Origin of the sequence: Sphingomonas fuzhouensis, assembly GCF_034659795.1 — a bacterium.
Classification (GTDB): Bacteria; Pseudomonadota; Alphaproteobacteria; order Sphingomonadales; family Sphingomonadaceae; genus Sphingomonas; species Sphingomonas fuzhouensis.
Genome location: NZ_JAXSQY010000003.1, coordinates 113,768 through 136,156, shown reverse-complemented (window position 1 = coordinate 136,156; position 22,389 = coordinate 113,768). Strand labels below are relative to the sequence as shown.

General features: G+C 67.8%; 21 protein-coding genes and 1 pseudogene. 17 read left to right on the top strand and 5 right to left on the bottom strand.

Features of this window, described 5'->3' with window-relative positions; genetic code table 11:
- Positions 1-140 precede the first annotated feature (140 nt).
- The 15 genes from U1H82_RS08780 (at position 141) to U1H82_RS08710 (ending at position 12,959) form a co-directional block, all read left to right on the top strand.
- Positions 141-1,244 carry a phage portal protein gene (locus U1H82_RS08780; protein ID WP_322964554.1) on the top strand — a complete coding sequence of 368 codons (1,104 nt, stop codon included), beginning with the start codon at positions 141-143 and terminating at the stop codon, positions 1,242-1,244.
- Positions 1,241-1,546, top strand: coding sequence for a DUF6127 family protein (locus tag U1H82_RS08775; protein WP_219021058.1), 306 nt, complete (start codon positions 1,241-1,243; stop codon positions 1,544-1,546). The genes U1H82_RS08780 and U1H82_RS08775 overlap by 4 nt, the downstream gene beginning before the upstream one ends.
- The gene (locus U1H82_RS08770; RefSeq protein WP_322964553.1) at positions 1,543-1,923 is read left to right on the top strand and encodes an HK97 family phage prohead protease; all 381 of its coding nucleotides are present in this window, start codon (positions 1,543-1,545) and stop codon (positions 1,921-1,923) included. The genes U1H82_RS08775 and U1H82_RS08770 overlap by 4 nt, the downstream gene beginning before the upstream one ends.
- 1 nt (position 1,924) lies before the next feature.
- The gene (locus U1H82_RS08765) at positions 1,925-2,920 is read left to right on the top strand and encodes a phage major capsid protein (protein ID WP_322964552.1); all 996 of its coding nucleotides are present in this window, start codon (positions 1,925-1,927) and stop codon (positions 2,918-2,920) included.
- Between the two features lie 198 nt (positions 2,921-3,118).
- Positions 3,119-3,616, top strand: coding sequence for a hypothetical protein (locus U1H82_RS08760; protein WP_322964551.1), 498 nt, complete (start codon positions 3,119-3,121; stop codon positions 3,614-3,616).
- Positions 3,613-4,002: a tail completion protein gp17 gene (gene gp17, locus U1H82_RS08755; RefSeq protein WP_322964550.1), complete on the top strand. Its 390-nt coding sequence runs from the start codon at positions 3,613-3,615 to the stop codon at positions 4,000-4,002. The genes U1H82_RS08760 and gp17 overlap by 4 nt, the downstream gene beginning before the upstream one ends.
- Before the next feature lie 10 nt (positions 4,003-4,012).
- On the top strand, positions 4,013-4,420 hold the full coding sequence (locus tag U1H82_RS08750) for a phage major tail protein, TP901-1 family (protein WP_322964549.1): 408 nt from the start codon (positions 4,013-4,015) through the stop codon (positions 4,418-4,420).
- Positions 4,417-4,746 (top strand): gene transfer agent family protein, encoded by a 330-nt coding sequence (locus tag U1H82_RS08745; RefSeq protein WP_322964548.1) that lies wholly within the window; start codon positions 4,417-4,419, stop codon positions 4,744-4,746. Before U1H82_RS08750 ends, U1H82_RS08745 begins: the two co-directional genes overlap by 4 nt.
- Complete coding sequence (locus U1H82_RS08740; protein WP_322964547.1) at positions 4,743-4,949, top strand: phage tail assembly chaperone; 207 nt, start codon at positions 4,743-4,745, stop codon at positions 4,947-4,949. Before U1H82_RS08745 ends, U1H82_RS08740 begins: the two co-directional genes overlap by 4 nt.
- A 695-nt stretch (positions 4,950-5,644) precedes the next feature.
- Entirely contained in the window at positions 5,645-7,918 is a 2,274-nt protein-coding gene (locus U1H82_RS08735; RefSeq protein WP_322964546.1) for a DUF2460 domain-containing protein, read from the top strand.
- On the top strand, positions 7,915-8,721 hold the full coding sequence (locus tag U1H82_RS08730) for a phage/gene transfer agent baseplate hub protein (protein WP_322964545.1): 807 nt from the start codon (positions 7,915-7,917) through the stop codon (positions 8,719-8,721). The genes U1H82_RS08735 and U1H82_RS08730 overlap by 4 nt, the downstream gene beginning before the upstream one ends.
- A complete protein-coding gene (locus U1H82_RS08725) occupies positions 8,718-9,086 on the top strand; it encodes an NlpC/P60 family protein (protein ID WP_322964544.1) in 369 nt (122 codons plus the stop codon). The genes U1H82_RS08730 and U1H82_RS08725 overlap by 4 nt, the downstream gene beginning before the upstream one ends.
- Positions 9,086-11,215: a GTA baseplate fiber-binding domain-containing protein gene (locus U1H82_RS08720; protein ID WP_322964543.1), complete on the top strand. Its 2,130-nt coding sequence runs from the start codon at positions 9,086-9,088 to the stop codon at positions 11,213-11,215. Before U1H82_RS08725 ends, U1H82_RS08720 begins: the two co-directional genes overlap by 1 nt.
- On the top strand, positions 11,212-11,715 hold the full coding sequence (locus U1H82_RS08715) for a DUF2793 domain-containing protein (RefSeq protein WP_322964542.1): 504 nt from the start codon (positions 11,212-11,214) through the stop codon (positions 11,713-11,715). Before U1H82_RS08720 ends, U1H82_RS08715 begins: the two co-directional genes overlap by 4 nt.
- A gap of 116 nt (positions 11,716-11,831) precedes the next feature.
- Positions 11,832-12,959 carry an OmpA family protein gene (locus tag U1H82_RS08710; protein WP_322964541.1) on the top strand — a complete coding sequence of 376 codons (1,128 nt, stop codon included), beginning with the start codon at positions 11,832-11,834 and terminating at the stop codon, positions 12,957-12,959.
- 446 nt (positions 12,960-13,405) lie between these two features.
- On the opposite strand, the gene pncB is transcribed toward U1H82_RS08710, so the two are convergent.
- Positions 13,406-14,710, bottom strand: a complete 1,305-nt coding sequence (gene pncB, locus U1H82_RS08705; protein WP_322964540.1) for a nicotinate phosphoribosyltransferase — start codon at positions 14,708-14,710, stop codon at positions 13,406-13,408.
- A gap of 161 nt (positions 14,711-14,871) precedes the next feature.
- On the opposite strand from pncB, the gene U1H82_RS08700 reads away from it, so the two are divergent.
- Complete coding sequence (locus U1H82_RS08700; RefSeq protein WP_322964539.1) at positions 14,872-15,462, top strand: NADPH-dependent FMN reductase; 591 nt, start codon at positions 14,872-14,874, stop codon at positions 15,460-15,462.
- Between the two features lie 7 nt (positions 15,463-15,469).
- Here the strand turns inward: U1H82_RS08700 and U1H82_RS08695 are convergent, their stop codons facing one another.
- Complete coding sequence (locus U1H82_RS08695; RefSeq protein WP_322964538.1) at positions 15,470-16,180, bottom strand: VIT1/CCC1 transporter family protein; 711 nt, start codon at positions 16,178-16,180, stop codon at positions 15,470-15,472.
- A 215-nt stretch (positions 16,181-16,395) separates the two neighbouring features.
- Here U1H82_RS08695 and katG point away from each other — a divergent pair, with 215 nt between their 5' ends.
- A complete protein-coding gene (katG, locus tag U1H82_RS08690) occupies positions 16,396-18,654 on the top strand; it encodes a catalase/peroxidase HPI (RefSeq protein WP_322964537.1) in 2,259 nt (752 codons plus the stop codon).
- Positions 18,655-18,923: 269 nt separating this feature from the next.
- Here the strand turns inward: katG and U1H82_RS08685 are convergent, their stop codons facing one another.
- The 3 genes and pseudogenes from U1H82_RS08685 to U1H82_RS08675 all read right to left on the bottom strand — a co-directional run bounded on the left by U1H82_RS08685 (position 18,924) and on the right by U1H82_RS08675 (position 22,291).
- On the bottom strand, positions 18,924-19,244 hold the full coding sequence (locus U1H82_RS08685) for a hypothetical protein (RefSeq protein ID WP_322964536.1): 321 nt from the start codon (positions 19,242-19,244) through the stop codon (positions 18,924-18,926).
- Positions 19,245-19,330: 86 nt separating this feature from the next.
- Positions 19,331-19,990 (bottom strand): annotated as a pseudogene (locus tag U1H82_RS18340) (IS6 family transposase).
- Positions 19,991-20,095: 105 nt separating this feature from the next.
- Positions 20,096-22,291: a TonB-dependent receptor gene (locus tag U1H82_RS08675; protein ID WP_322964535.1), complete on the bottom strand. Its 2,196-nt coding sequence runs from the start codon at positions 22,289-22,291 to the stop codon at positions 20,096-20,098.
- Between the last annotated feature and the right edge of the window lie 98 nt (positions 22,292-22,389).

The following is a 22,389-nucleotide window of genomic DNA, read 5'->3' as shown; positions in this document are numbered from 1 at the left end:
CAGGCGGTGACACCCCTCCACCAGCTTCGTGTTCGAGCGAGATTGTGCCCCCGGCACAATCTTGGTCTGCCAGGGGGCAGACCAAAGCTCGAACACCCCCTCCCCTTGCAGGGGAGGAATGTTTTTCGAGGAGCAAAGCAATGAGGATGTTCGGTCGCAAGACCGGGCGGGGGGCCGCGCGTCCTTTGCTCGGGCTGGGGTTGGCGCGGTCCGGCGTGCCTTTGACGGGGGCGGCGCCCTCTTATGAAAGCCAGGTGCGCGATGGCTATCTGCGCAATCCGGTGGCGCAGCGTGCGGTGCGGATGGTCGCGGGCGGGTTGGCGGATGCGCCGCTGGCCGCCTCGCATCCCGAACTGGTCGCGCTGGTCGCGGCGCGCAGCGAGGGGCAGGCGCTGCTGGAGACGGTGGCGACGCATATGCTGCTGCACGGCAATGCCTATGTGCAGATATTGCGCGATGCCGATGGCGCGGTGGCCGAGCTGTTCGCATTGCGCCCCGAACGCGTGACGATGGAGCTGGACGCGAGCGGCTGGCCCGCTGCCTATCTCTATCGTGCGGGCGGTCGCGTGACGACGCTGCCGGTCGATCCGGTGCGCGCGTCCGTGGTGCATCTGAAAAGCTGCCACCCGCTCGACGATCATTATGGGCTGGGCTGTCTGGGCGCGGCGGCGGGGGCGATCGCGATTCACAATGCGGCGGCCGCCTGGAACCGGGCGCTGCTCGACAATGCGGCGCGGCCATCGGGCGCATTGGTCTACGATCCGGGTGACGGCTCGACCCTGACGCCCGACCAGTTCGAGCGGCTGCGCGCCGAGATGGAGGGCTTTGCCGGGAGCGGCAATGCGGGGCGGCCGCTGCTGCTGGAGGGCGGACTGAAGTGGCAGGCGATGAGCCTGACCCCGGCGGAACTGGATTTCATCGCGGCGAAATCCTCGGCGGCGCGCGAGATCGCGCTGGCCTTTGGGGTGCCGCCGATGCTGCTCGGCCTGCCCGGCGACAATACCTATGCCAATTACCGCGAGGCGAACCGCGCGCTGTGGCGCCAGGCGATCCTGCCGCTGGCGGGCGGAATCCTGAGCGGCCTGGCGCAGGGACTGGCGGGCTGGTTCGAGGGCGCGAGCCTGTCGGTCGATGTGAACCGCGTCACCGCCTTGGCGGAGGAACGCCAGATGCTGTGGCAGATGGCCGCGTCGGCGGACTTCCTCGATCCGGCGGAAAAGCGCCAGATGGTCGGCCTGTCATGAGCGGGGACGTTCTGGCGCGCCTGCTGGCGCAGGCGGCGGATAGCGGTGCGGACCTCGTCACCTTGCGCGCGGTCGCCGAGGAAGCGGGCGAACTGGGCGCGACCCGCGCGCTGACCCGGCTGGGCCTCGCCGATGCCGACGCCGCAGGCGATGTCGCCGAACTGCGTGAACTGCTGTCGGCATGGCGAGAGGCCAAGTCGTCGGTGTGGAAAAGCGCGGTTGGCTGGCTGACGCGGTTGCTCGGCGCGCTGCTGCTCGCGGGAATCGCGATGCGGCTGGGGATGGAGGACTGGCTGAAATGAGCCTGACCTTCACCGGCTATGCCGCGATCTGGGACCGGATGGACCGGGCGGGCGACGTCATGCGACGCGGTGCCTTTGCGGGCGCGGGCGCCGTGCCTTTGCTCTGGCAGCATCGTGGCGCGGCGATGGGCCGCATCACGGCGCTGGCCGAGGACGATACCGGCCTGGCGGTCGAGGGCGTGGTCGACGACCCGGCGCTCGTTGCGCTGGTCCGCTCGTGCGCGGTGGCGGGGCTGTCGGTCGGATACCGGCCGCGCGTCGTCCATCAGGGAGCGGCCCGCGCGATCCTGTCGGCCGAGCTTCTCGAGATCAGTCTGGTGACGGTGCCGATGCAGCCGCTCGCCCGCGTGACTCACATTTTGACCAAGGGGGAATGATATGGACGTGATCGAACGACCCGTGCTGGACGGTGCGCGCAAGGCCAGCGGCGCTTTCGACGGCTATGTGCGCAGCGGCACCACCGTCGAGCTCAAGGCCTTTACCGGCACCACCGGCGACAGCGGCGGTTTTGCCGTGCCGCGTGAGATCGACGCGGCGATCGGATCGGTGCTGAAGAGCGTCTCGCCGATTCGCGGCATCGCCAATGTCGTGACGGTGGGCTCGGCGGGCTATCGCAAGCTGGTGACGACCGGGGGCACCCCCTCGGGCTGGGCGAGCGAGACGGCGGCGCGGCCCGAAACGGCGACGCCCAGCTTCGTCGAACTCGCGCCGCCGATGGGCGAGCTGTACGCCAATCCGTCGGCGAGCCAGGCGATGCTCGACGATGCGGCGTTCGACGTGGAGGGCTGGCTGGCCAGCGAAATCGCGACCGAATTCGGCCGGGCGGAGGGCCAGGCCTTCGTCAACGGAACGGGTCTCAACCGGCCCAAGGGTTTCCTCACCAACCCCATCTCGACCGCCAAGGACGGCGTGCGTCCCTTTGGCACGCTGCAATATATTCCGAGCGGCGCGGCGGGCGCGTTCCTGAACGGCGGGGAGGACCGGCTGATCGAGCTGGTACAGTTGCTGCGTGCGCCGTACCGCCAGGGGGCGTGCTTCGTGATGAACGCGGCCACCGCAGCCCGTATCCGCAAGCTGAAGACGTCGGACGGCCAGTTCCTCTGGGCGCCGGGACTTGCGGCGGGGCAGCCCGCGACGCTGCTCGGCTATCCGGTGGTCGAGGCGGAGGACATGCCCGATGTCGCGGAGAATAATTGCGCCATCGCCTTCGGCAATTTCCAGGCGGGCTATCTCATCACCGAACGCGCTGAGACCGCGATCCTGCGCGATCCGTACAGCAACAAGCCGTTCGTGACCTTCTACGCCACCCGCCGGGTCGGCGGCTGCGTCAGCGACTCGGAGGCGATCAAGCTGATGAAGTTCGCGACCAGCTAAGGGGCGGAAAAGTCGGGGCAGCCGACTGGGGCTGCCCCGTAGTTCAGGGAGGATGCCGGACCCGGCCGGGGGGCGCTAGGTCGGCATGGCCGGTGCCCAAGGGGGAGGCGGGCAGCGGCTGCCCCAGTCTCTGCTCCCAAAGTGTGACGCCCATGTGTCGGACGTGTCGCAACTTGTATCGGTGAAGGAGAATTCATGATGAGCGGGACGATGGAGCCCATGCCCGCCGCGTCCGTGATGGCGGCGGCGGGCGCGGTGCGCGCGCTGCTGCGGCTGGACGAGGGGAATGAAGCCGCGCTGGTCGTGCGAGTCGCGGGCGTCGCGCTGGGGCTGGCCGAGTCCTTTTGCGGACAGGTGCTGATCCAGCGGATCGGCGAGGAGCGGTTGGCGGGGGCGGCCGCGTGGCAGGCGCTGTCGGTGACGCCGGTCCGCGCGATCCTGTCCGGTGGTCAGGGGGAGATCGACCGCGACGGGCACGGTTGGGTTCGGACGAGCGATGTGGTGACGGTGCGATACCGTGCCGGACTCGTCGAGGACTGGGCGGGCCTGCCGCCCGAGATCGCGCATGGCGTGGCGATCATGGGTGCGCATCTGTTCGACAATCGCGATGCGGCCGCCGTGCCGCCCGCTGCGGTGGCGGCGTTGTGGCGACCCTGGCGGCGGATGCGGCTGGATAGGCCGCGGCGGGCGGCATGACCGCGCGGGAGGCTTTGCGCGCGGCGCTGCTGACCGGATTGCGCACGGCGTTGCAGCCCATGGCGGTGACGGTGTTCGACGCCCCGCCGGTCCGGGGAAGCGTGCCGCAGGCGGTGCTGGGCGAACCCGGCGACAGCGATTGGGGCGCGGCGGGGATCGAGGGGCGCGAACTGCGCGTGACCGTCACCCTGACCGATGAGGGCGAACAGCCGACACGGCTGCGCGCGGCGGTCGAGGTGGTCGAGGGCATCGCGCTGGCGGAGATGCTGGCGGATGGCTGGCGAATGGCGGGGCTGGTCGTGACGGCGCGCACATTCACCAAGGGGGCCGCGCGCTGGACGGCCAGTGTCGCGTGGCGTGCCCGATTGTGGCGGGACGGACAATAAGGGGGATATCATGGCAATCGAAAAGGGAAGCGCCTTTCTGCTCAAGATCGGCGACGGGGCCGAGCCGCCCGCCTTCGCGACGATGGCGGGGCTGCGCACCACGCAATTGTCGATCAATGGCGAGACGGTGGTGGTGACCAACAAGGATTCGGGCGGCTGGCGCGAACTCCTGTCGGGTGCCGGCGTGCGCCATGTCAGTGTGGCGGGCGCGGGCGTTTTCACGGGATCGGCGGCGGAAGCGCGGATGCGCGGCCATGCGCTGGCAGGCACGATCGAGACCTATCGGCTGAGCTTCGAGAGCGGCGGGTCGATGACCGGGCGGTTCCTGGTCACGCGCCTCGATTACAGCGGCGATTTCGGCGGCGAGCGTACCTATACGCTCGCGCTGGAAAGCTCGGGCGCGGTGGTGGCGGCATGAGCGTCGCGGCAAACCCCATGCGGGGCGAGGCGAGCGTCCGCGTCGGCGGCAGCGAAATGGTCGTGCGGCCGAGCTTCCAGGCGCTGGTCGCGGCGGAAGGCGAGTTGGGCCCGCTGTTCGAACTGGTCGAGCGGGCGGCCGAGGGCAAACTCTCGCTCGGTGAGGCGGCGGCACTGATCTGGCACTGTCTGCGCGACGTGCCCGAGGGGCTGAATCGTGAGCGGCTGGGCGAGGCGCTGGTCGAACTGGGGCTGGCCGCGCTTGCGCCCGTGCTGCGGCAATTGCTGCGCCAGATTCTCGGCGGTCAGGCCCTGGACCGAACGTGACCTTCGCCGAGGAAGCGGGGCGGCTGGCGGGGATGGCGGGCGCGGTGCTGGGCTGGTCGCCCGACCGCTTCTGGCGCGCCACGCCCGCCGAGCTTCAGGGTGTCGTGACGGCGATGACGGGGACGGGGACGGGGCGAAGCGCGGGCGATCCCCCGTCACCCGCCACGCTCGCCCGATTGCGGGAGATGTTTCCGGATGGATGAGCAGGATGTCGCACCGCGCATCGATATGCGCGGTTTCACCGCCGACATGGCCGCGATGCGCGTCGAACTGTCGCGCGGGCTGGGCGATGCCGCCGAACTGGGCGCGCGGTCGGTCGAAGGGGCGCTGCTCCGTGCGGCCCGGACGGGCAAGTTCGGGTTCGAGGAGCTGAAGGCGACTGCGCTGTCGGTCCTCGACCAGGTCGCACGCGCGGCATTGCGCCAGGGTGTCGCGTCGATGGGCAGCGGAACGGGGCTGCTGGGGCTGCTCGGCGGGCTGGTATCGGGCCTGCCCGGTCGTGCCACCGGCGGCCCGGTGTCACCCGACCGGCCCTATCTGGTCGGTGAGCGGGGGCCGGAGGTCTTCGTGCCGACCAGTAGCGGGCGGGTCGAGACGATGCGCGCCGATGGAGCGCCACGCGACGTACGGGTCGCGATCACGATCCATGCCGGGGCGGGGGAGGCAGGCGGCGTGCTGCACCGCTCCACGGGCGCCCCCGCCCCCGCCGCCCGGGGGCACGGGGGGTGGGGGGGGCGGGGGCCGAAGACTGAAACCCCATTCCTCCCCTGCAAGGGGAGGGGGCAGGCCGACGGCCTGACGGAGGGGTGTCCCCGTTCGCGGCCATGCCCCTCCACCACCGCTTCGCGGCGGTCCCCCTCCCCAAGCGTGCTTGGGGAGGATTTGAGGAGATCATTTTATGCCATGGTGCCTGCACGGCGAACGCCGGGACCAGCGGAGCGACACGCTCTCGCGCTTCGACCCGCGGTACTGGACGGTCGATTTCCCACGCCCGATGATGGCGGCGGTAGTCGCGAGCGCCCCCGATGCGCTTCGCGTCGACACGGTCTTCTACCGTGCGGACGATCTGGCGGGGCTGATCTGGGAGTCGGCGGATCGGCACGATCATCCGCTGCTGCGCTATGACACGGTGCGCGATTATCGCGACTGCCGGTTGCGGTTTCGCTGGCGGTCGGGCGGGATCAAGCCGCTCGACGCGCGGCATGGCCCCACGCTGACCATCGAGGGGCGCGACGAGACCGGCCGGATGCGTGCCTGGTATGTCCGGCTGTGGAATTACGCGACCGGCACAGCCGAAGATGCCGAGGTCGTGATCGACTTTTCGCAACTGGCGGGCGGGTATAAATTTCCTGAGGAGCGCGATCCCGTCTGGGCAGGCGATGTCGACCGGATGTTCGTCTCGCTGGTCGCGCCGGATTACGACGCGGGGGCGACCCTCCTGGCGCAGCCGCAACAGGGCTGGGTCGAATTGACCGGCATCGTCTGTGACGGGCCGGGATCGGTAATCGGCGTCGGCGCGGCGGTCCTGCCCGAACAGGGCTTCCGGATCGCCAGCGGCTATGACGACAGCTATCATCTGACGCCGCAGCGTTTGCTGCGCAACATGCTGCACCTCGGCTATCGCGGCGGCATCGTCCATTATGTCGGGATGAGCCATTATTTCCGGCTCGAACGCAATGGCGCCGGGCTGTACGCCAGCCTGGCGGGCGGGGCGCTGAACATAGCGTGCGCGGCGTGGCATCGTGGCTTTGCGCAAGAGGCCAGGGCGCTGGGGTACGACCTGATCTGGTCGCTGTCCTATGAGCTGTTCGACGCGCATTGCTGGGGCGACTGGAAACAGCGCGCCGCCGATGGCGCGCCTGCGCTGACCGGCTGGGAACCGCCTTCGACGCTGCTGAGCCCGGCGCATGCGGGCGCGATGGCGTATCTGCAAGCGGTGGCCCAGGCCTTTCTGGCGATCGGGCAGGCGGCGGGGCTCGCCCCCAAATTCCAGGTCGGCGAGCCTTGGTGGTGGGTGCGCCCATCGGACGGCGCACCGTGTCTTTACGACGCGGCGGCGGTGGCGGCGTTCGCGCCGGTTGCGATGGCGAGCACGGCGGGGACGAAGAGCCAGGCGCAGCGCGACACGCTCGACCGGGCGGGAGCGTGTCTGGCGGCGTCCACGGCGGCCTTGTGCGCGGCGGCCAGGGCGGCGGCGCCCGGCTGCGTCACCCATCTGCTGACCTATCTGCCGACCGTGCTCGATCCCCAAGCGCCGGAGGCCAAGCGCGCCAACATGCCGATCGGCTGGGCAAGCCCGGCCTTCGATGTGCTGCAACTGGAGGATTATGACTGGGTGACGGCGGGCGACACCGCCTCGACCCGGAAGGGCGTCGCGCTGGCCGAGGCGCGGCTGGGCTATCCGCCGGAGCGGCAGCATTATCTTTCGGGCTTCGTGCTGCGCGCCGATCAGCGGGGGCAATGGGGCTGGATCGCGGCGGCGGCGCGGACGGCGCAGGGTCGGGGCGTCGCGGCGACCTTTTTGTGGGCGATGCCGCAGGTGATGCGTGACGGGTTCGTCTGTTGGGACGGGGGCGAGGACGAGATGCAGGCTTTCGACGATGTGCTGTTCCCGCTGGCGCTGGGGCGCGAGGCGGAGGTGACGCCGGGTTTTTCCACCGCGATCCTGACCAGTGCGGGCGGACGTGAGGCGCGCAATGCCGCCTGGGCGGAGGCACGGACGACCTATGATGTCGGCCCCGGCATCCGCTCGGCCGAGGATATCGCCAAGCTGCTTGCTTTCTTCCGCGCCCGGATGGGCCCGGCGCGCGGGTTCCGCCTGCGCGATCCGTTCGACAGCATCGGCACGGAGGAAGCGATCGGGACGGGCGACGGCACCAGCCGCCGCTTCGCACTGGTCCGCCATTATGGCGACCAGGCGCGCCGGATCACGCGGCCGGTCGCGGGCAGCGTCTCGGTGACGGTGGCGGGCAAGGGTGTGACCGGCTTCGTCGTCGAAACCGGCGGCTGGCTGGTGTTCGACACGGCGCCTGCGACGGGGGCGGCGATCACCGCCAGCTTCACCTTCGACGTGCCCGTCCGCTTCGCCGAGGATCGGTTGAGCGCGACGCTGGCGGGGTTTCGGGCGGGCGCGGCCCCCTCGGTCCCGTTGGTCGAGGTGCGCGAGGCATGAGCGCCGATACGCTGACCACTTGGGTCCTGTGCTGGCGGATCGATCGGCGCGACGGGGTGACGATCGGGTTGACCGGCCATGATCATGACCTGTGGGTCGACGGCTTGCTGTACCGTGCGTCGCCCGGCCTGACGCCGAGCGCGATCGTGCGCGGCGATGGCCTCGACCCCGATCTGATGGAGGCATCGGGCGCGCTAACCAGCGCGGCGATCGGCGAGGGGGACCTGCTGGCGGGCCGCTGGGACGGCGCGCGCGTGGCGGCGTTCGCGGTCGACTGGACGGGCGGGGACGCGCCCGTGCCGCTGGGGCAGGGCGCGATCGGCGCGGTGCAGCTGGGCGAGGGCGGCTTTACCGCCGAGTTGCACGGCGTGGGCTCACTGCTCGATGGGCCGGTGGCGGAGGAAACCTCACCCGATTGCCGCGCGATGCTGGGCGACCGGCGATGCCGTGCGCCGATGGCCGGGCGGCGGCGCTTTGCGCGGGTCACGGCTTGGGACGGCGAGGGGGTACTGACGATCGATACCGCCGAGCCGTCGACCAATGCCTATGGTCAGGGACGGCTGGTCTGGTTCGGCGGGGCCAATGCCGGATTGGCGGCGGTGATCGCCCGGTCGGAGGGGAACCGGCTCTGGCTCGCCGCCGCACCCGCCTTCGCGGTCGAGGGGATGCCGCTGATCGAACTGGTCGAGGGGTGCGACAAGCGCCTGGAGACCTGCCTGTCGCGCTTCGGCAATGTCGTGAACTTCCGGGGGGAGCCGTTCCTGCCGGGCATCGACCTCCTGACCCGTTATCCCGGCGCATGAGCGGCGTGGCGGCGGCAGCGCGGGCGCTGGTCGGCACGCGGTTCCGGCTGCATGGGCGCGACCCTGTCCACGGGCTCGATTGCGTGGGGCTGGTCGCGGCGGCGACGGGGCGGGAGGCGCCCACCGGCTATGGCTGGCGGAGCGGGGACGCGGTGCGGGTGGCGGCGCTGCTCGATGCGCAATTCGCGCGGGGGGCGGACGTGCCGGGTGCGGTGATGCTGCTGCGCGCCGGGCCGGGGCAGCTGCATCTGGCGATCCGGGTCGGCGACGGGATCGTCCATGCCGATGCGGGGCTTCGTCGTGTCGCGTGGCGACCGGGCGTGCCGCCCTGGCCGGTGCTGGGATATTGGAAGGGGGAGGGATAATGGCGACCTTGGTCTTGGGCACGGTGGGGCGTGCGCTGCTGGGGCCGGTGGGCGGCGCGATCGGCGCGCTGATCGGCAACCGGGTCGATCATGCCGTACTGGGGGCACCCCGACGGCAGGGGCCGCGCCTGGCCGAATTGGCGGTGCAGACATCGACCTATGGTACGCAGATGCCAGCGATCTTCGGCACGATGCGCGTCGCCGGGCCGGTTATCTGGGCGACCGACCTGATCGAAAGCCGGGGCGTCAGCGGCGGGGGCAAGGGGCGGCCCGGCATCGAAAGCTATAGCTATACCGCCAATTTCGCGGTCGCGCTGTCGGGGCGGGCCATCCGGCGGGTGGGGCGCATCTGGGCCGATGGCCGGTTGCTGCGCGGCGAAGGCGGCGACTTCAAGGTCGCGACCGGTTTTCGCCTCTATTTGGGGGCCGAGGATCAGGCGGTCGACCCGCTGATCGCCTCGATCGAGGGCGCGCGCGCCTCGGCCTTTCGGGGCATCGCCTATGCCGTATTCGAGGGGCTGGCGCTCACCGAGTTCGGCAACCGCATTCCGCAACTGACCTTCGAGGTGGAGGCCGATGACGCGCCCGTTTCGTGCGGTGCGATCGCGCGCGGCCTGTCGCGCCATGTCCTGGCGGGCGATGCGGGGATCGCGGTGACGGGCTTTGCCGCGAGCGGGGGCAGTGTGCGGGCGGTGCTGGCGATGCTCGCGGACATCAGCGGCGGGCAATGGGTGGCGGACGGGCCGGGCGTGCGGCTGGCGGTTCCGGGTACGGGCGCCGTGCACATGATCCGCGACGAGGGTATGGGCGCGCGCGGTCCGGGGCGTCGCGGTGCGCGCGACGTGGCGGCGGCGGCGGTGGTGCCCGCCAGCGTGACGGTCGCGCATTACGATCCGGCGCGCGACTATCAGATCGGAATGCAGCGGGTCCGCCGCCCCGGTGGCGTGCGCGACGAGCGGCTCGACCTCGCGGCCGCACTCGACGCGACGACCGCGCGCACCTTGGCACAGGACCGGCTGGCACGCCGGTCGACCGAGCGGGTGCGCCGCGTGGTGACGCTGGGCCCGGAGGCGCTGGATATTGCACCCGGCACCCTCGTCCGCCTGGACGGCGAGCCGGGGCGCTGGCGTGTCGTCGAGGCGGCGTGGGAGGCGATGGCGGTGCGGCTGACCTGTGTGCCGCTGGGCCGTGGCGGACCGGTGCTGCCGGCCTCGCCCGGCCGGATCGCCCGGCCAGCGGACCGGGTGGTGGGCGCGACCCGCATGATCGCCTTTGAGGCACCGCCGCTGACCGACGATCTGTTGTCGGCCCCGCGCCTGTCGATCGTGGCGGCGGGCGGGCCCGGTTGGCGACAGGCGAGCCTGGCCTATAGCCTGGACGATGGCGGCAGTTGGACCAGCCTTGGCCCCACTGCGCTGCCGGGCGTCATCGGGACCGTGACGGCCGTGATGCCCGGTGGTGGCGGGATGCTGATCGATCGACGTGGCATGTTCGAGGTCAAGGTGGCCGAGGATCTTGCCGATGCCGACATGGCCGCGCTCGATGCCGGGGCCAATCTCGCCTGGATCGATGGCGAGTTGATCCAGTTCGGTCGTGCGCAGCCGCTGGGCGACGGGCATTGGCGGTTGCGCGACTTGCGCCGAGGCCTGCGCGGAACCGAGGCGATGATCGGCCAGGCGAAGCCGGGGGCGTCCTTCGCCCTGGTCGACTCCGCGTCCGTGCGGACGCTGGACGTGCCGATCTCGATGCTGGGCGGTCGGGTCCGTTTCCTGGCGCATGGGCTGGGCGATGCGGTGCAGGGTGTCGCGGCATCGGCCATGGTGACGGGCCTGTCGGTCCTGCCGCCCGCCCCGATGGGCTGGCGGTGCCGCCGGTCGGCGGATGGCCGTGTCACGATCGGCTGGACGCGGCGCAGTCGGATCGGCTGGCGCTGGCTCGACCGGGTCGATGTGCCACTGGGCGAAGAGGTGGAACGCTATCGCATCGCCATCGGCGAGCAGGTGGAGGAACTGGCCGTGCCGGGTTGGAGCGGGACCGTGCCCGACGGCACGCGGGTCTCGATACGGCAATTGGGCACTTGGGGCGCCTCGGCACCCCTGGTCGGAATCGTGGGGGAGGGATCGCAATGACGAACGACACGCCGCGCTGGGCGCTGCCGCTGCTGACGGCGGGGCAGGCGCAGAAGGAGATCATGCACAACGAGGCGCTGAGCCTGCTCGATATCGTCGTGCAGCCCTGTGCCGAGGCGGTGGGCGTGAATACGCCGCCGGGCGATCCGGTCGTCGGCCAGGCCTGGATCGTCGGCGATCAGCCGACCGGCGGCTGGGCCGGGCGGGCTCTGGCGCTCGCGGGATGGACCGAGGGTGGGTGGCGATTCCTGAGTCCCCGCGCCGGTTTGTCGGTCTGGAGTCGGGCCGATGATTGCCGTTGCGAATGGGATGGGTCTCAATGGCGCCTGGGCCGCGTCGGGGCACGCGTGCTGATCGTCGAGGGAAAAAAAGTTGTCGGCGCGCAACGACCCGGCATCTCGTCGCCGACGGGCGGCCAAGTCATTGATTCCGAAGCGCGTTTGGCCTTGAATGCGGTGATCGCGGCGTTGCGGGAGCATGGTTTGGTGGCCTCCGGCTGACGCAAATTCTGTGCTTTTAATGCCACAGTCGGGGGCTTTTGTTTGCTTGCGTGGAAACCAACGCTCCGATAGTGGGTTTGCGCTGTCCGTAGTGACAACCAAGAAAGGGGACTATGATGCGGAAGCTTGCCATTGTTCTGGCACTCGCCTCCACCGCTCTGGCTTCGCCTGCCCTCGCCCGCGACAAGTCGTGGTACGTCGGCATCGAAGGCGGCGGGATGATCGTCGAAGATATCAACTATGATATCACCGGCACGCGCACCGGCACCGCCACCGTCGACCATGACTATGGTTACGACGTTGACGGCGTGATGGGTTACGACTTCGGTGGTTTCCGTCTGGAAACCGAAGTCGGCTATCGTCGTGCGACGGTTGACGGCTTCAGCTCGACCGCGATCACCAACACCGGCATCGGTGCTGGCACGGTTCCGGCTGGCAGCTACAGCTATGCCGGCGGCTCGACCTCGGCGCTCAGCTTCATGCTGAACGGCTTGCTCGACTTCGGTGCCGATGACGGCATCCAGGGCTTCGTCGGCGGCGGTGTTGGTGTTGCTCGCGTCAAGGCGAACTACAAGCTGACCAACCAGGCCGACTTCCTGAACGACTCGGACACCGTGTTCGCGTGGCAGGCTCTGGCGGGCATCCGTGCGCCGCTGACCGACCACATCGACGCGACGCTGAAGTATCGCTTCTTCAACGCCGAGAACGTGAAGCTGGTCGACGTGGCCAACAACACCTTCGACGGTCGTTTCCGTTCGCACTCGATCCTGGGTGGCGTGGCGTACAACTTCGGCGAGCCGGCTGCACCGCCGCCCCCGCCGCCGCCCCCGCCGCCCCCGCCGCCGCCTCCCCCGCCGCCCCCGCCGCCGGCTCCCGAGGCTGTGCCGTGCTCGCCGGGTCCGTTCATCGTGTTCTTCGAGTGGAACAAGTCGGACATCACCCCGGAAGCAGCGTCGATCCTCGACAACGCGATCACCCAGTACCAGAGCTGCGGCAATGCCCGCGTGATGGTTGCAGGCTTCACCGACACGTCGGGTACGCCGAAGTACAACATGGGTCTGTCGGAGCGTCGTGCGGACGCGGTGAAGGCCTATATGGTCGCTCACTCGATCCCGGCGGATACGATCGCAACCGAAGCATTCGGCGAAGATCGCAACCACCTGCGCGTTCAGACTGCGGACGGCGTCCGCGAGGTCCAGAACCGTCGCGCCGAGATCACCTACGGTCCGGGCGCTGGCCAGTAAGCCACGCTCAACCAAGGTTGATTGCGAAAGAGGGAGGTCGGCGAAAGCCGGCCTCCTTTTTTTGTGCCCAGGGTTGACGGGGCACTGACTTCCATCTGGCAAAGGCGAGTTTGAACGCCGCTTACGGCGCAGGCCTTTGCGTCGAAAACCAGCGCCAATCGACCGTCACCCTATTCCTCCCCGGCAGGGGAGGTGGCAGGGCGAAGCTCTGACGTAGGGGTATCCCCGCCAGTCGGGGCAAGATGATATGGCATTGAACCGACGCAAGCCCCTCCCCTTCAGGGGAGGGGTTGGGGTGGGGCATTGCCACGAGCGATCCCCTTGCGGACACGCCCCACCCCCGGCCCCTCCCCTGAAGGGGAGGGGAGGTCCTTCTCATGTCATCATGCTCTTAGAGGAGTACGCGCTCTACGCCCTCAGCCCCCGGCCGAGGAATGCCGATCTGCCTAGACGGAAACCGGCTTCGCCCGCCGCCCGTCTTCGCCGAAAATGCGCAGATAACGTTCGATCTCGGTCGGATCGCCGGTTGCCTTGGCGGGGTTGTCGGACAGTTTCACCGCCGGACGCCCATCGGCGCTGATGACCTTGGCGACCAGCGAGATCGGCTCCAGCCCCGCTTCCCCCGCCGGGTCGCAACCCCGAAAGTCGTTGGTCAGGTTGGTGCCCCAGCCAAAGCTCATCCGCACCCGGCCATGGAAATGGCGATAGGTCGCCTCGATGCTGTCGACGTCCATGCCGTCGGAGAAGATCAGCAGCTTCTTGCGCGGATCGCGGCCCCGCGCCTGCCACCAGGCGATGACCTGCTCGCCGCCCTCGATCGGCGGCATGGAGTCGGGCCGGAACCCCGTCCAGTCCGCCAGCCAGTCGGGGGCGTTGCGCAGGAAGGCGCTGGTCCCGAACGCATCGGGCAGCGCGATCAGCAGGTTGCCGTCATACAGCGCCTGCCACTCCTCCAACACCCGGTAGGGTGCCGCCGCCACGCCCGCATCATCCGGGGCGAGCGCGGCCATCACCATGGGCAGCTCATGCGCATTGGTGCCGATCGCCTCCAGGTCATTGTCCATCGCCAGCAGGACGTTGGACGAGCCGATGAACCGATCCCCAAGCCCTTCCTTCAGCGCCTCGACGCACCAGCGCTGCCACAGGAAACCATGTCGCCGCCGGGTTCCGAAATCGGAGAGTACGAGGTCGGGCAGGGTGCGCAACCGCTCGACCTTGTCCCACAGCTTGGCCTTGGCGCGGGCATAGAGAATGTCCAGCTCGAACCGCCCCTTGCCCTTCAGCGCCGCACGCGAGCGTAGTTCGTTGACGATGGCGAGCGCGGGGATTTCCCACATCGTCGTCTCTGCCCAGGGGCCGTCGAAATGCAGTTCGAATTGCCCATCGACGGTGCGCAACTCGTAATCGGGCAGTTGGAACCGGCCGAGCCAGTCGAGAAAGTCGGGCGTGAACATCCGCTGCTTGCCGTAGAAGCTGTTGCCCGCCAGCCAGATCAACTCCTTCTTGGTGAAGCGAAGCGAGCGTGCATGGTCGAGCTGTTCGCGAAGTTCGGTCTCGTCGATCACGTCGGCCAGCCGGACGCCCGTGCTGCGGTTGATGAGCGAGAAGGTGGCCGTTACCGCCGGATGAAGCTGCCGGATCATCTGCAACATCAACAGCTTGTAGAAATCGGTGTCGAGCAGGCTGCGCACGACCGGGTCGAGCCGCCAGCCGTGATTATAGACGCGGGTGGCGATGTCGGTGACGGGCATGGATGCTCCTGAGCCGTGGATCGCAGGCGATGCACCATCGCCTCGCCACGGGCAAGCGTACCGGTTTGGGGCGAACAGAGCGGCTCCCCGCCGTTACCGGAACGCGGGATCGCCGCCGCGCGCTCCTGCGTTGACCGGGGAGCAGCCAGTGGAGTGGTGCGATGGCCGACCGGATACTCGTTTTCTATGGTTCCTACCGGTCCGACCGGCAGGGGATAAGGCTGGCCGACTATCTGGTCCGCGCCTTTCGCGCGCGGGGTGCGGATGCCGAACTGATCGATGCCAAGGCGATCGGGCTGCCGATGCTCGACCGCATGTACAAGGAATATCCCAAGGGCGAGGCGCCGGACGTGCTGGAGCAGTTGGCGGCCAGGATTCGCGCCGCCGATGCCTTCGTCTTCGTCAGCGGCGAATATAATTGGGGGCCGCAACCCGGCCTTAAGAACCTGACCGATCATTTCCTGGAGGAATGGTTTTGGCGCCCCGCCGCCATCGTCAGCTATTCGGCCGGGCGGCTGGCGGGTGCCCATGCCAGTGTCGGCTGGCACGGCACGTTGAGTGAGATGGGCATGGTCGTCATCTCCAGCACGCTGACGGTGGGCGGCATCGGCCAGGCATTGGATGCGGCGGGACAGCCGACCGGTGATGGCGGCGCGGCGCTGACCCGTGCCTTTCCCCGCTTCGCCGACGACCTCGCCTGGTGGACCGAGGCGGCGCGCGAACAGCGGGCGCGGGCTGCGCCGCCCTATTGAAGGCCGGTCAGGCGATCGTGCCGGTCAGCGTCCCGATCAGCGCGGTGACGCCCATCGCCAGGGCACCGAGCAGGACGACGCGGACCATGCCCCGCAAGACCGGGGCCCCGCCCGCGCGTGCGCCCAGGGCCCCCAGGACCGCCAACAGGACCAGCGCGGTCGCGGGCGTCAGGTACAGCACCCAGCCATGCGGCGCGAGCGTGGCGGCGAGCACTGGCAGGATCGCACCTGCGCTGAACGCCCCGGCCGAAAACAGGGCCGCCTGAACCGGGTTGGAGCCGCCGTCATCGGCCAGCCCCAGCTCGTCGCGGCGATGCGCGCCCAGCGCGTCATGCGCCATCATCTGCTCGGCCACCTGCCGCGCCAAAGCTGCATCGACGCCGCGCTGTTCATAAATGGCGGCCAGTTCGCGGGTCTCGGCCAGGGGCGCACGAACCAGTTCAGCCGCTTCACGCGCCAGATCGGCTCGCTCGGTATCGGCCTGCGAGCTGACCGAGACATATTCCCCCGCCGCCATCGACAGCGCGCCGCCGACCAGCGCCGCGACCCCGGCCAGCAGGATCGCCGCCGCCGTCGCGCCCGGTGCCGCCGCGACACCGACGATCAGGCTGGAGACCGAGATGATCCCGTCATTGGCCCCCAGCACGGCCGCGCGCAGCCACCCGGTCCGATGGACCAGATGCTGTTCGCCCATGGCATGGATCGTGGTCTGGCTCATATATGGTCTTCCTCAAACGGGGCACGGGCGGCAACGCGCGACCCCGGCATAAAGCCCGATGCTCGCAGCATATCGGCATATCGGCGCGTCTCTTCCGACCTGCGTCATGCCATGCAATCGATGACAGTCATCGGGTTAATCCACTTTGTGCAACGCCCCCCTGTTTCTAATTCGCCCCCGCAACAAAAATAACCATTCAAAGGGGCCTTACGCCGATGACACCCGTTTCCCTGATTGCGATGATGGCCGCGTTGGCCAGCGCGCCGCAGCAAACCGACCGCCCTCAGCCCAAGGCACCCACCGCCGCCAAGACCGTCACGCAGGACCCGCCCGCCCCGGTCACGGCCCAGCCCGGCGGCATGACGAACCGCGATTGGTGGCCCAGCCGCCTCGACCTGACCGCGCTTCGCCAGCATGAGGACACGCGCGCCAATCCTTATGGCGCTGACTATGACTATGTGAAGGAATTCAACAGCCTGGACCTGGACGCGGTCAAGGCCGACATCCGCCGCGTGCTGCACACGTCGCAGCCTTGGTGGCCGTCCGACTATGGCAATTACGGCCCCTTCTTCATCCGCATGGCCTGGCACAGCGCGGGCACCTATCGCGCCGGTGACGGTCGCGGCGGCTCGGACGGCGGCGAGCAGCGCTTCGATCCGCTCAACAGCTGGCCCGACAATGTCAGCCTGGACAAGGCGCGCCGCCTGGTCTGGCCGATCAAGCAGAAATATGGCCGCAAGCTCAGCTGGGGCGACCTGATGGTGCTCAGCGGCAATGTCGCGCTGGAGGATATGGGCTTCAAGACAGTCGGCTTCGCCGGTGGCCGCGTCGATGCGTGGCAGCCGGACGTCGTCTTCTGGGGTCCGGAAACCAAGATGATGGGGACCGAGCGCACCAAGGCCGATGGCTCGCTGAAGGGCCCGCTGGCCGCGACCACCATGGGTCTGATTTACGTCAATCCGGAAGGGCCGAACGGGAACCACGACCCGATCGGCGCCGCCGCCGACATTCGCCGCGCCTTTGGCAATATGGCGATGAACGATGAGGAGACGCTGGCGCTGATCGCGGGTGGCCACACCTTCGGCAAGGCGCATGGCGCGCACGCACCAAAGGGGTGCCTTGGTGCCGAACCGACCGCCGCTGCGATCGAACAGCAGGGGATGGGCTGGACCAATACATGCGGCAAGGGCCATTCCGAGGATACGATCACCTCGGGCCTGGAGGGTGCCTGGTCGGCCTCGCCCACCCAGTTCACGACCCAATATATCGACAATCTGCTCAACTATGACTGGGTGAAGACCAAGAGCCCGGCGGGTGCGACCCAGTGGATTCCGACCGATCCGGCCGCCGCGCAGCTGGTGCCCGACGCGCACCTTCCCAATGTGCGTCACGCGCCGATCATGTTTACCACCGACATGGCGCTGAAGGACGATCCCGCATTCCGCAAGATCCTGGAAAGCTGGCAGAAGAAGCCCGAGCTGTTCGCCCAGGCCTTTGCCCGCGCCTGGTTCAAGCTGACCCACCGCGATCTGGGGCCGCGCGCGCGCTATCTGGGCAAGGACGTGCCGAGCGAGACCTATGTCTGGCAGGACCCGCTGCCCGCCGCCAGCTTCGCACCCATCGGTCTGGAGGATCAGGCCAGGCTGAAGTCCATGGTGCTGGCATCGGGCCTGTCGGGTCCGGCGCTGATCCGTACCGCCTGGGCCTCGGCTTCGACCTTCCGCAGCACCGACATGCGCGGCGGGGCGAATGGTGCGCGGCTGCGCCTCGATCCGCAGCAGAATTGGGCGGTCAACGACCCGGCCGAACTCAAGACGGTGCTGGCCAAGCTGACCGCGATCCAGAAGGACTTCGCGCGCGGCGGACGCCGGGTGTCGCTGGCCGACCTGATCGTGCTGGGCGGCAATGCGGCGGTCGAGCGGGCGGCGCAAGCCGGCGGCATGACGGTCAGCATCCCCTTCAAGCCCGGCCGTGTCGACGCGACCCAGGCCCAGACCGACCCCCTATCCTTTGCCCGTCTGGAACCGGCGGCCGATGGCTTCCGCAACTATTATGGCCCCAAGGCGGAATTCAGCGCACCCGCGGCGCTGGTCGACAAGGCGGACTCGCTCGACCTGACCGTGCCGGAAATGACCGTGCTGGTCGGCGGGATGCGCGCGCTGGGCGCCAATAGCGGCGGGTCGAAGAACGGCGTGCTGACGACCCGTCCGGGGACGCTCAGCAACGACTTCTTCGTCAACCTGCTGAGCATGGACACGGTCTGGACCAAGTCGGCGACGCCGGGCCTGTATGAGGGCAAGGATCGCGCGACGGGCGCCCCCCGCTGGACCGCGACGCCGGTCGACCTGATCTTCGGGTCGAACTCCGAACTGCGCGCTGTGGCGGAGGTCTATGCCGCCGACGACGCCAAGGCGAAGTTCGTGAACGATTTCGTCGCCGCCTGGACGAAGGTCATGAACGCGGATCGCTTCTGATCCGAAAGGGGTCCGGCAGGGTATGACCTTGCCGGACCCATCTTTTCCCAGACCCGCCATTGACGGCCTGGTCGCATGACCCGGCCGGTATCCTGCCCGGTCATGCGACCGGACGTGACGATGGTTCATCAGGCGTATGCGGCGCTGAAGGAATCAATGGGCAGCCCAAATTGAAGCTGCGGGTCAGGCCCGAAACATGATCCGATCAGCGCAGGGTGCAGACCAGCCTGAAAATCACCAGGATATGCACCATCGAATGCCAGGGTCACTCACGACGCCGACACCTCACGAAACGGCCAACCATTCTCGATCACTCGGGAGAGGCGAGCGATCTCCTGATCCGTTGCGCCGCCAATGCCTAACAGCAGACCGCTGCGCGGCGTGGCCGCATGGAAGGGCGATAGCGCCATCGGGCCGATCCCTCGGTCCTGTAGCGCCCGGGCGACATTGCGATCGTCAATGTCCCGGTCGCAAAACCACGCGGGCAGTTGCAGCCCGCCCGCGACAGGATCGATGTGGAGGACACCCCCGGCAACGACCGCCAACGCCTTGGTCAGCGCCGCTATGCGTTCGCCATAGACACGCTGCATCGCTCGGACGTGGGCACGGAGGTGCCCGGCATGGAGTAAATCCGCCACTCCGCCAGCGCGGCGGAGCGTCGCTCCTTATATGTCTGTCAATTGATGAGGTGGCGTTCCAGGTTGAAGTGGTTGTGCAGGTTGGCATGGACGGAGGCGAACTTCTGTAGCGTCTTCATCTGCCGGAACCGTAGCATCGCTCGTTTTCGTGGTCGGAACGGCAAGTGGCTGTTCTTCACCCTGTTATTCGCCCAGCGGCCGATCTCCTGCCGGTCCCGGCAGCCCAGTTTTACATCGCAGCGCCGTGGCTGCGCAGACCATCCGTCGTGATAGCGTCGGGCGAGCCATGGCGCTTCAGCGCCTTCTTCATGAAGGCCAGCGCCGCCCCCATATCTCGCGTCTTGCTGACGTAGCTTTCGAGCGCCTCCCCCTCATGGTCCACGGCTCGCCAGAGGTAGACCATCTCCCTGTTCACCTTCACGTACATCTCGTCGAGGTGCCAGCGCCAATGGCGAAAGCCCCGCATCCGGTTCACTCGGGCTCGACGTATGTCACCGGCAAACAACGGCCCGAACCTGTTCCACCTGAGCCGCACCGTCTCATGGCAAATGTCGCCCCGCGCTCGAACAGCAGGTCCTCCACATTCCGCAGGCTCAGTGGGAAGCGTACGTACATCAGCACTACCAGCCGGATCACTCTGGTGACGAATTGAAGCGACGAAACGGGCTAGGCGGAACCGCCCTCGATTTCCGGCTCATTCACCATCAGTATCACCCACCTCCCCGCCTGCCACGTTGGTTTGACGGAGCCGTACCGGGCGCTAGCAGTGACCGGGCCCGGACGCGCTTGGCAGGAGCGATCAATCAGAAATTGACGGTCAGCAGCCCGCCAAAGGTGCGCGGATCGTTGATCGATGGCTGATAGACGCCCGACCCATAGATGGTCTTCGTGATATAGCGGTGGTCGGTCACGTTGCGGATATAGGCCGTCAGCGAAATGCTGCGGGTGACCGCCCAGGTGACGTTCAGATTGCTCAGCACCGCCGATTTGACGCGGACATTGTCGGCGATGTCGGGCACGGCGAGCAGATCGAGCTGGCTGTAATAGCCGCTATGGCCGGACAGATATCGCACATCCCCATGGAATGTCAGCGTCGCGTCGCCGGGCAGCGTGAAGACGTGATCGTAGCCGAGCGACATCAGCAACGGGATCGGCGCCTGCGACCCGGGATTGTTGCTGCTCGACACGTCGTTATTCGCGACCCAGAAAGCGAAGTCGGCGGGCTTGTCTACAAACCGAGCACGGGTCCAGCCCAGATTGAACTTCACCCGATCCGCGACCGTGGGTTTGACCTGGACCTCAAGCTCGACGCCGTACGATACCAAGGGGGAGGAGAGCGTCGAAAAGACCGAGGGGAAACCATTGGGATTGGTGTTGATCCCGGCGGACTGGTACGCGCCGTATTTGGTGTAGAAGGCGGCGCCATTGACCTGGAGCCGGTTGTCCAGGAACCGATTCTTGCTGCCGATCTCGAACGAGGTCAGCGTCTCGGCAGTGATTTCAAGCGGCTCAAGGATCGTTCCCTGCGGCGTGGCCTTCTGCGCCACCGTCACGTCACCGGGCGAAAACCCCGTCGAAACTGACGCATAGAGCAGATTGGCCTTGGTCAGATCATGCTCCAGCCGAAGTTTGTAGGTCAGATTGGTGAAGTGACGCTTGCCAGCATCGCCCGCCAGTTCATAGCTACCGCCGCCGAGCGCCTCGCCCGCGCGATACAACTCGTTCACACTGATCTTGGTGTCGTCGTAGCGCAGCCCCGCCGTGACCCGGGACGTGCTCGACAGCGGATAGGTCGCCTCGGCGAAGATACCATAGGCGGAGGTCTTCTTCCGAAGGATGTCGTCCTGATAGAAGGTGACCGGGCCGAATATCGCCGCGCTCCTGCTCGCCAGGATGTTGTCGTACAGAAACAACCCGGCTTGCCAGATCAGCTTGGAGTCGGGATTGGACGCCAGCCGCAACTCCTGGGTGACGAAGTCGTCCTTGTGAGTGCTCAACGGCTGGGTCAGGATTCCGTTTACGCCGTTCACCAGCAATGTCCCGTCATTGGTGAAGGAGCGATAGGCGGGAAGATAGGTCAACTCGCCAAAGCCGACATTCCATTTGAACTCCGCCCAGACCTGGCGCGATTTCGCGGTGACCGAGGCGATATCCGGCGTGTCGAGATAACCGATGGTGTTCGGCTTGGGACTGACGTTGATGACCCGGCCGCCGGAATGATCCTTATTGTCGCTGAACGCGGCGCCGATCAGGACGGATAGCCCGTCGGTCGGGGCATAGAGGATCTTGATCCGGCCATCGATGCTGCGGATCGCGCCGCCCTTCGCGTCGATATAGCCGTCACGCCTGTAGAAATTGCCCGCCGCTCTTATGCTCAGCACGTCGCTGACGACGGGAACGTTCAATGCGCCTACATAATGCTGGAGGTTATAGTTGCCGAGCTCGGCGGTCGCGGTGCCGCCGAAAGCCTGCAGGTCGGGGTCTCGGGTATGAATGGCGACCAGACCGGCGGTGGCGCTCCGTCCATAGAGCGTGCCCTGGGGGCCGCGCAGGATCTCGACGCGGTCAAGATCGTAGCTGCTGCCGACGCCATTATAGACGCCGTCCACATAGATCGCGGCCGCGGATGCGGTCGATGTGGTGGAGCCCCCCGCGCCGATATTGGACGGGATGCCGCGTATCACCAAACCGGAGCCGGGATTGTCGGTCCCGCCGCCCGCCGTACCGCCCGCCGCAAGTGCCGCACCGCCCGTGATGCCGGGGACATCCTCTAATATGGCGCTGAGGGCGAACTTGCCCTCCTTCAACATGTCTTCGCCGCTGCGCACGCTGATCGAAGCGCCGGCCTTCTGGACATTCACCACGCGCCGCTCGGCGGTCACGACGATGTCGCCGACGGTATCGCTCGGTTGCGTGGTCGTGGGGGCAGATGGCGTTGCGGTTTGGGCGTAGCTGGTGCCGGCCGGCACGAGGCCGATTACCCCAAGTACCGTGGCCATGGCGAGTCTCGAGCTGCGAGACGCAAGACGCGAATCCATTCTATCCCCTCCTGATGGGCAATCAGCCGTCCGATGTTTCGGAATGTCGGGAGAAGTGA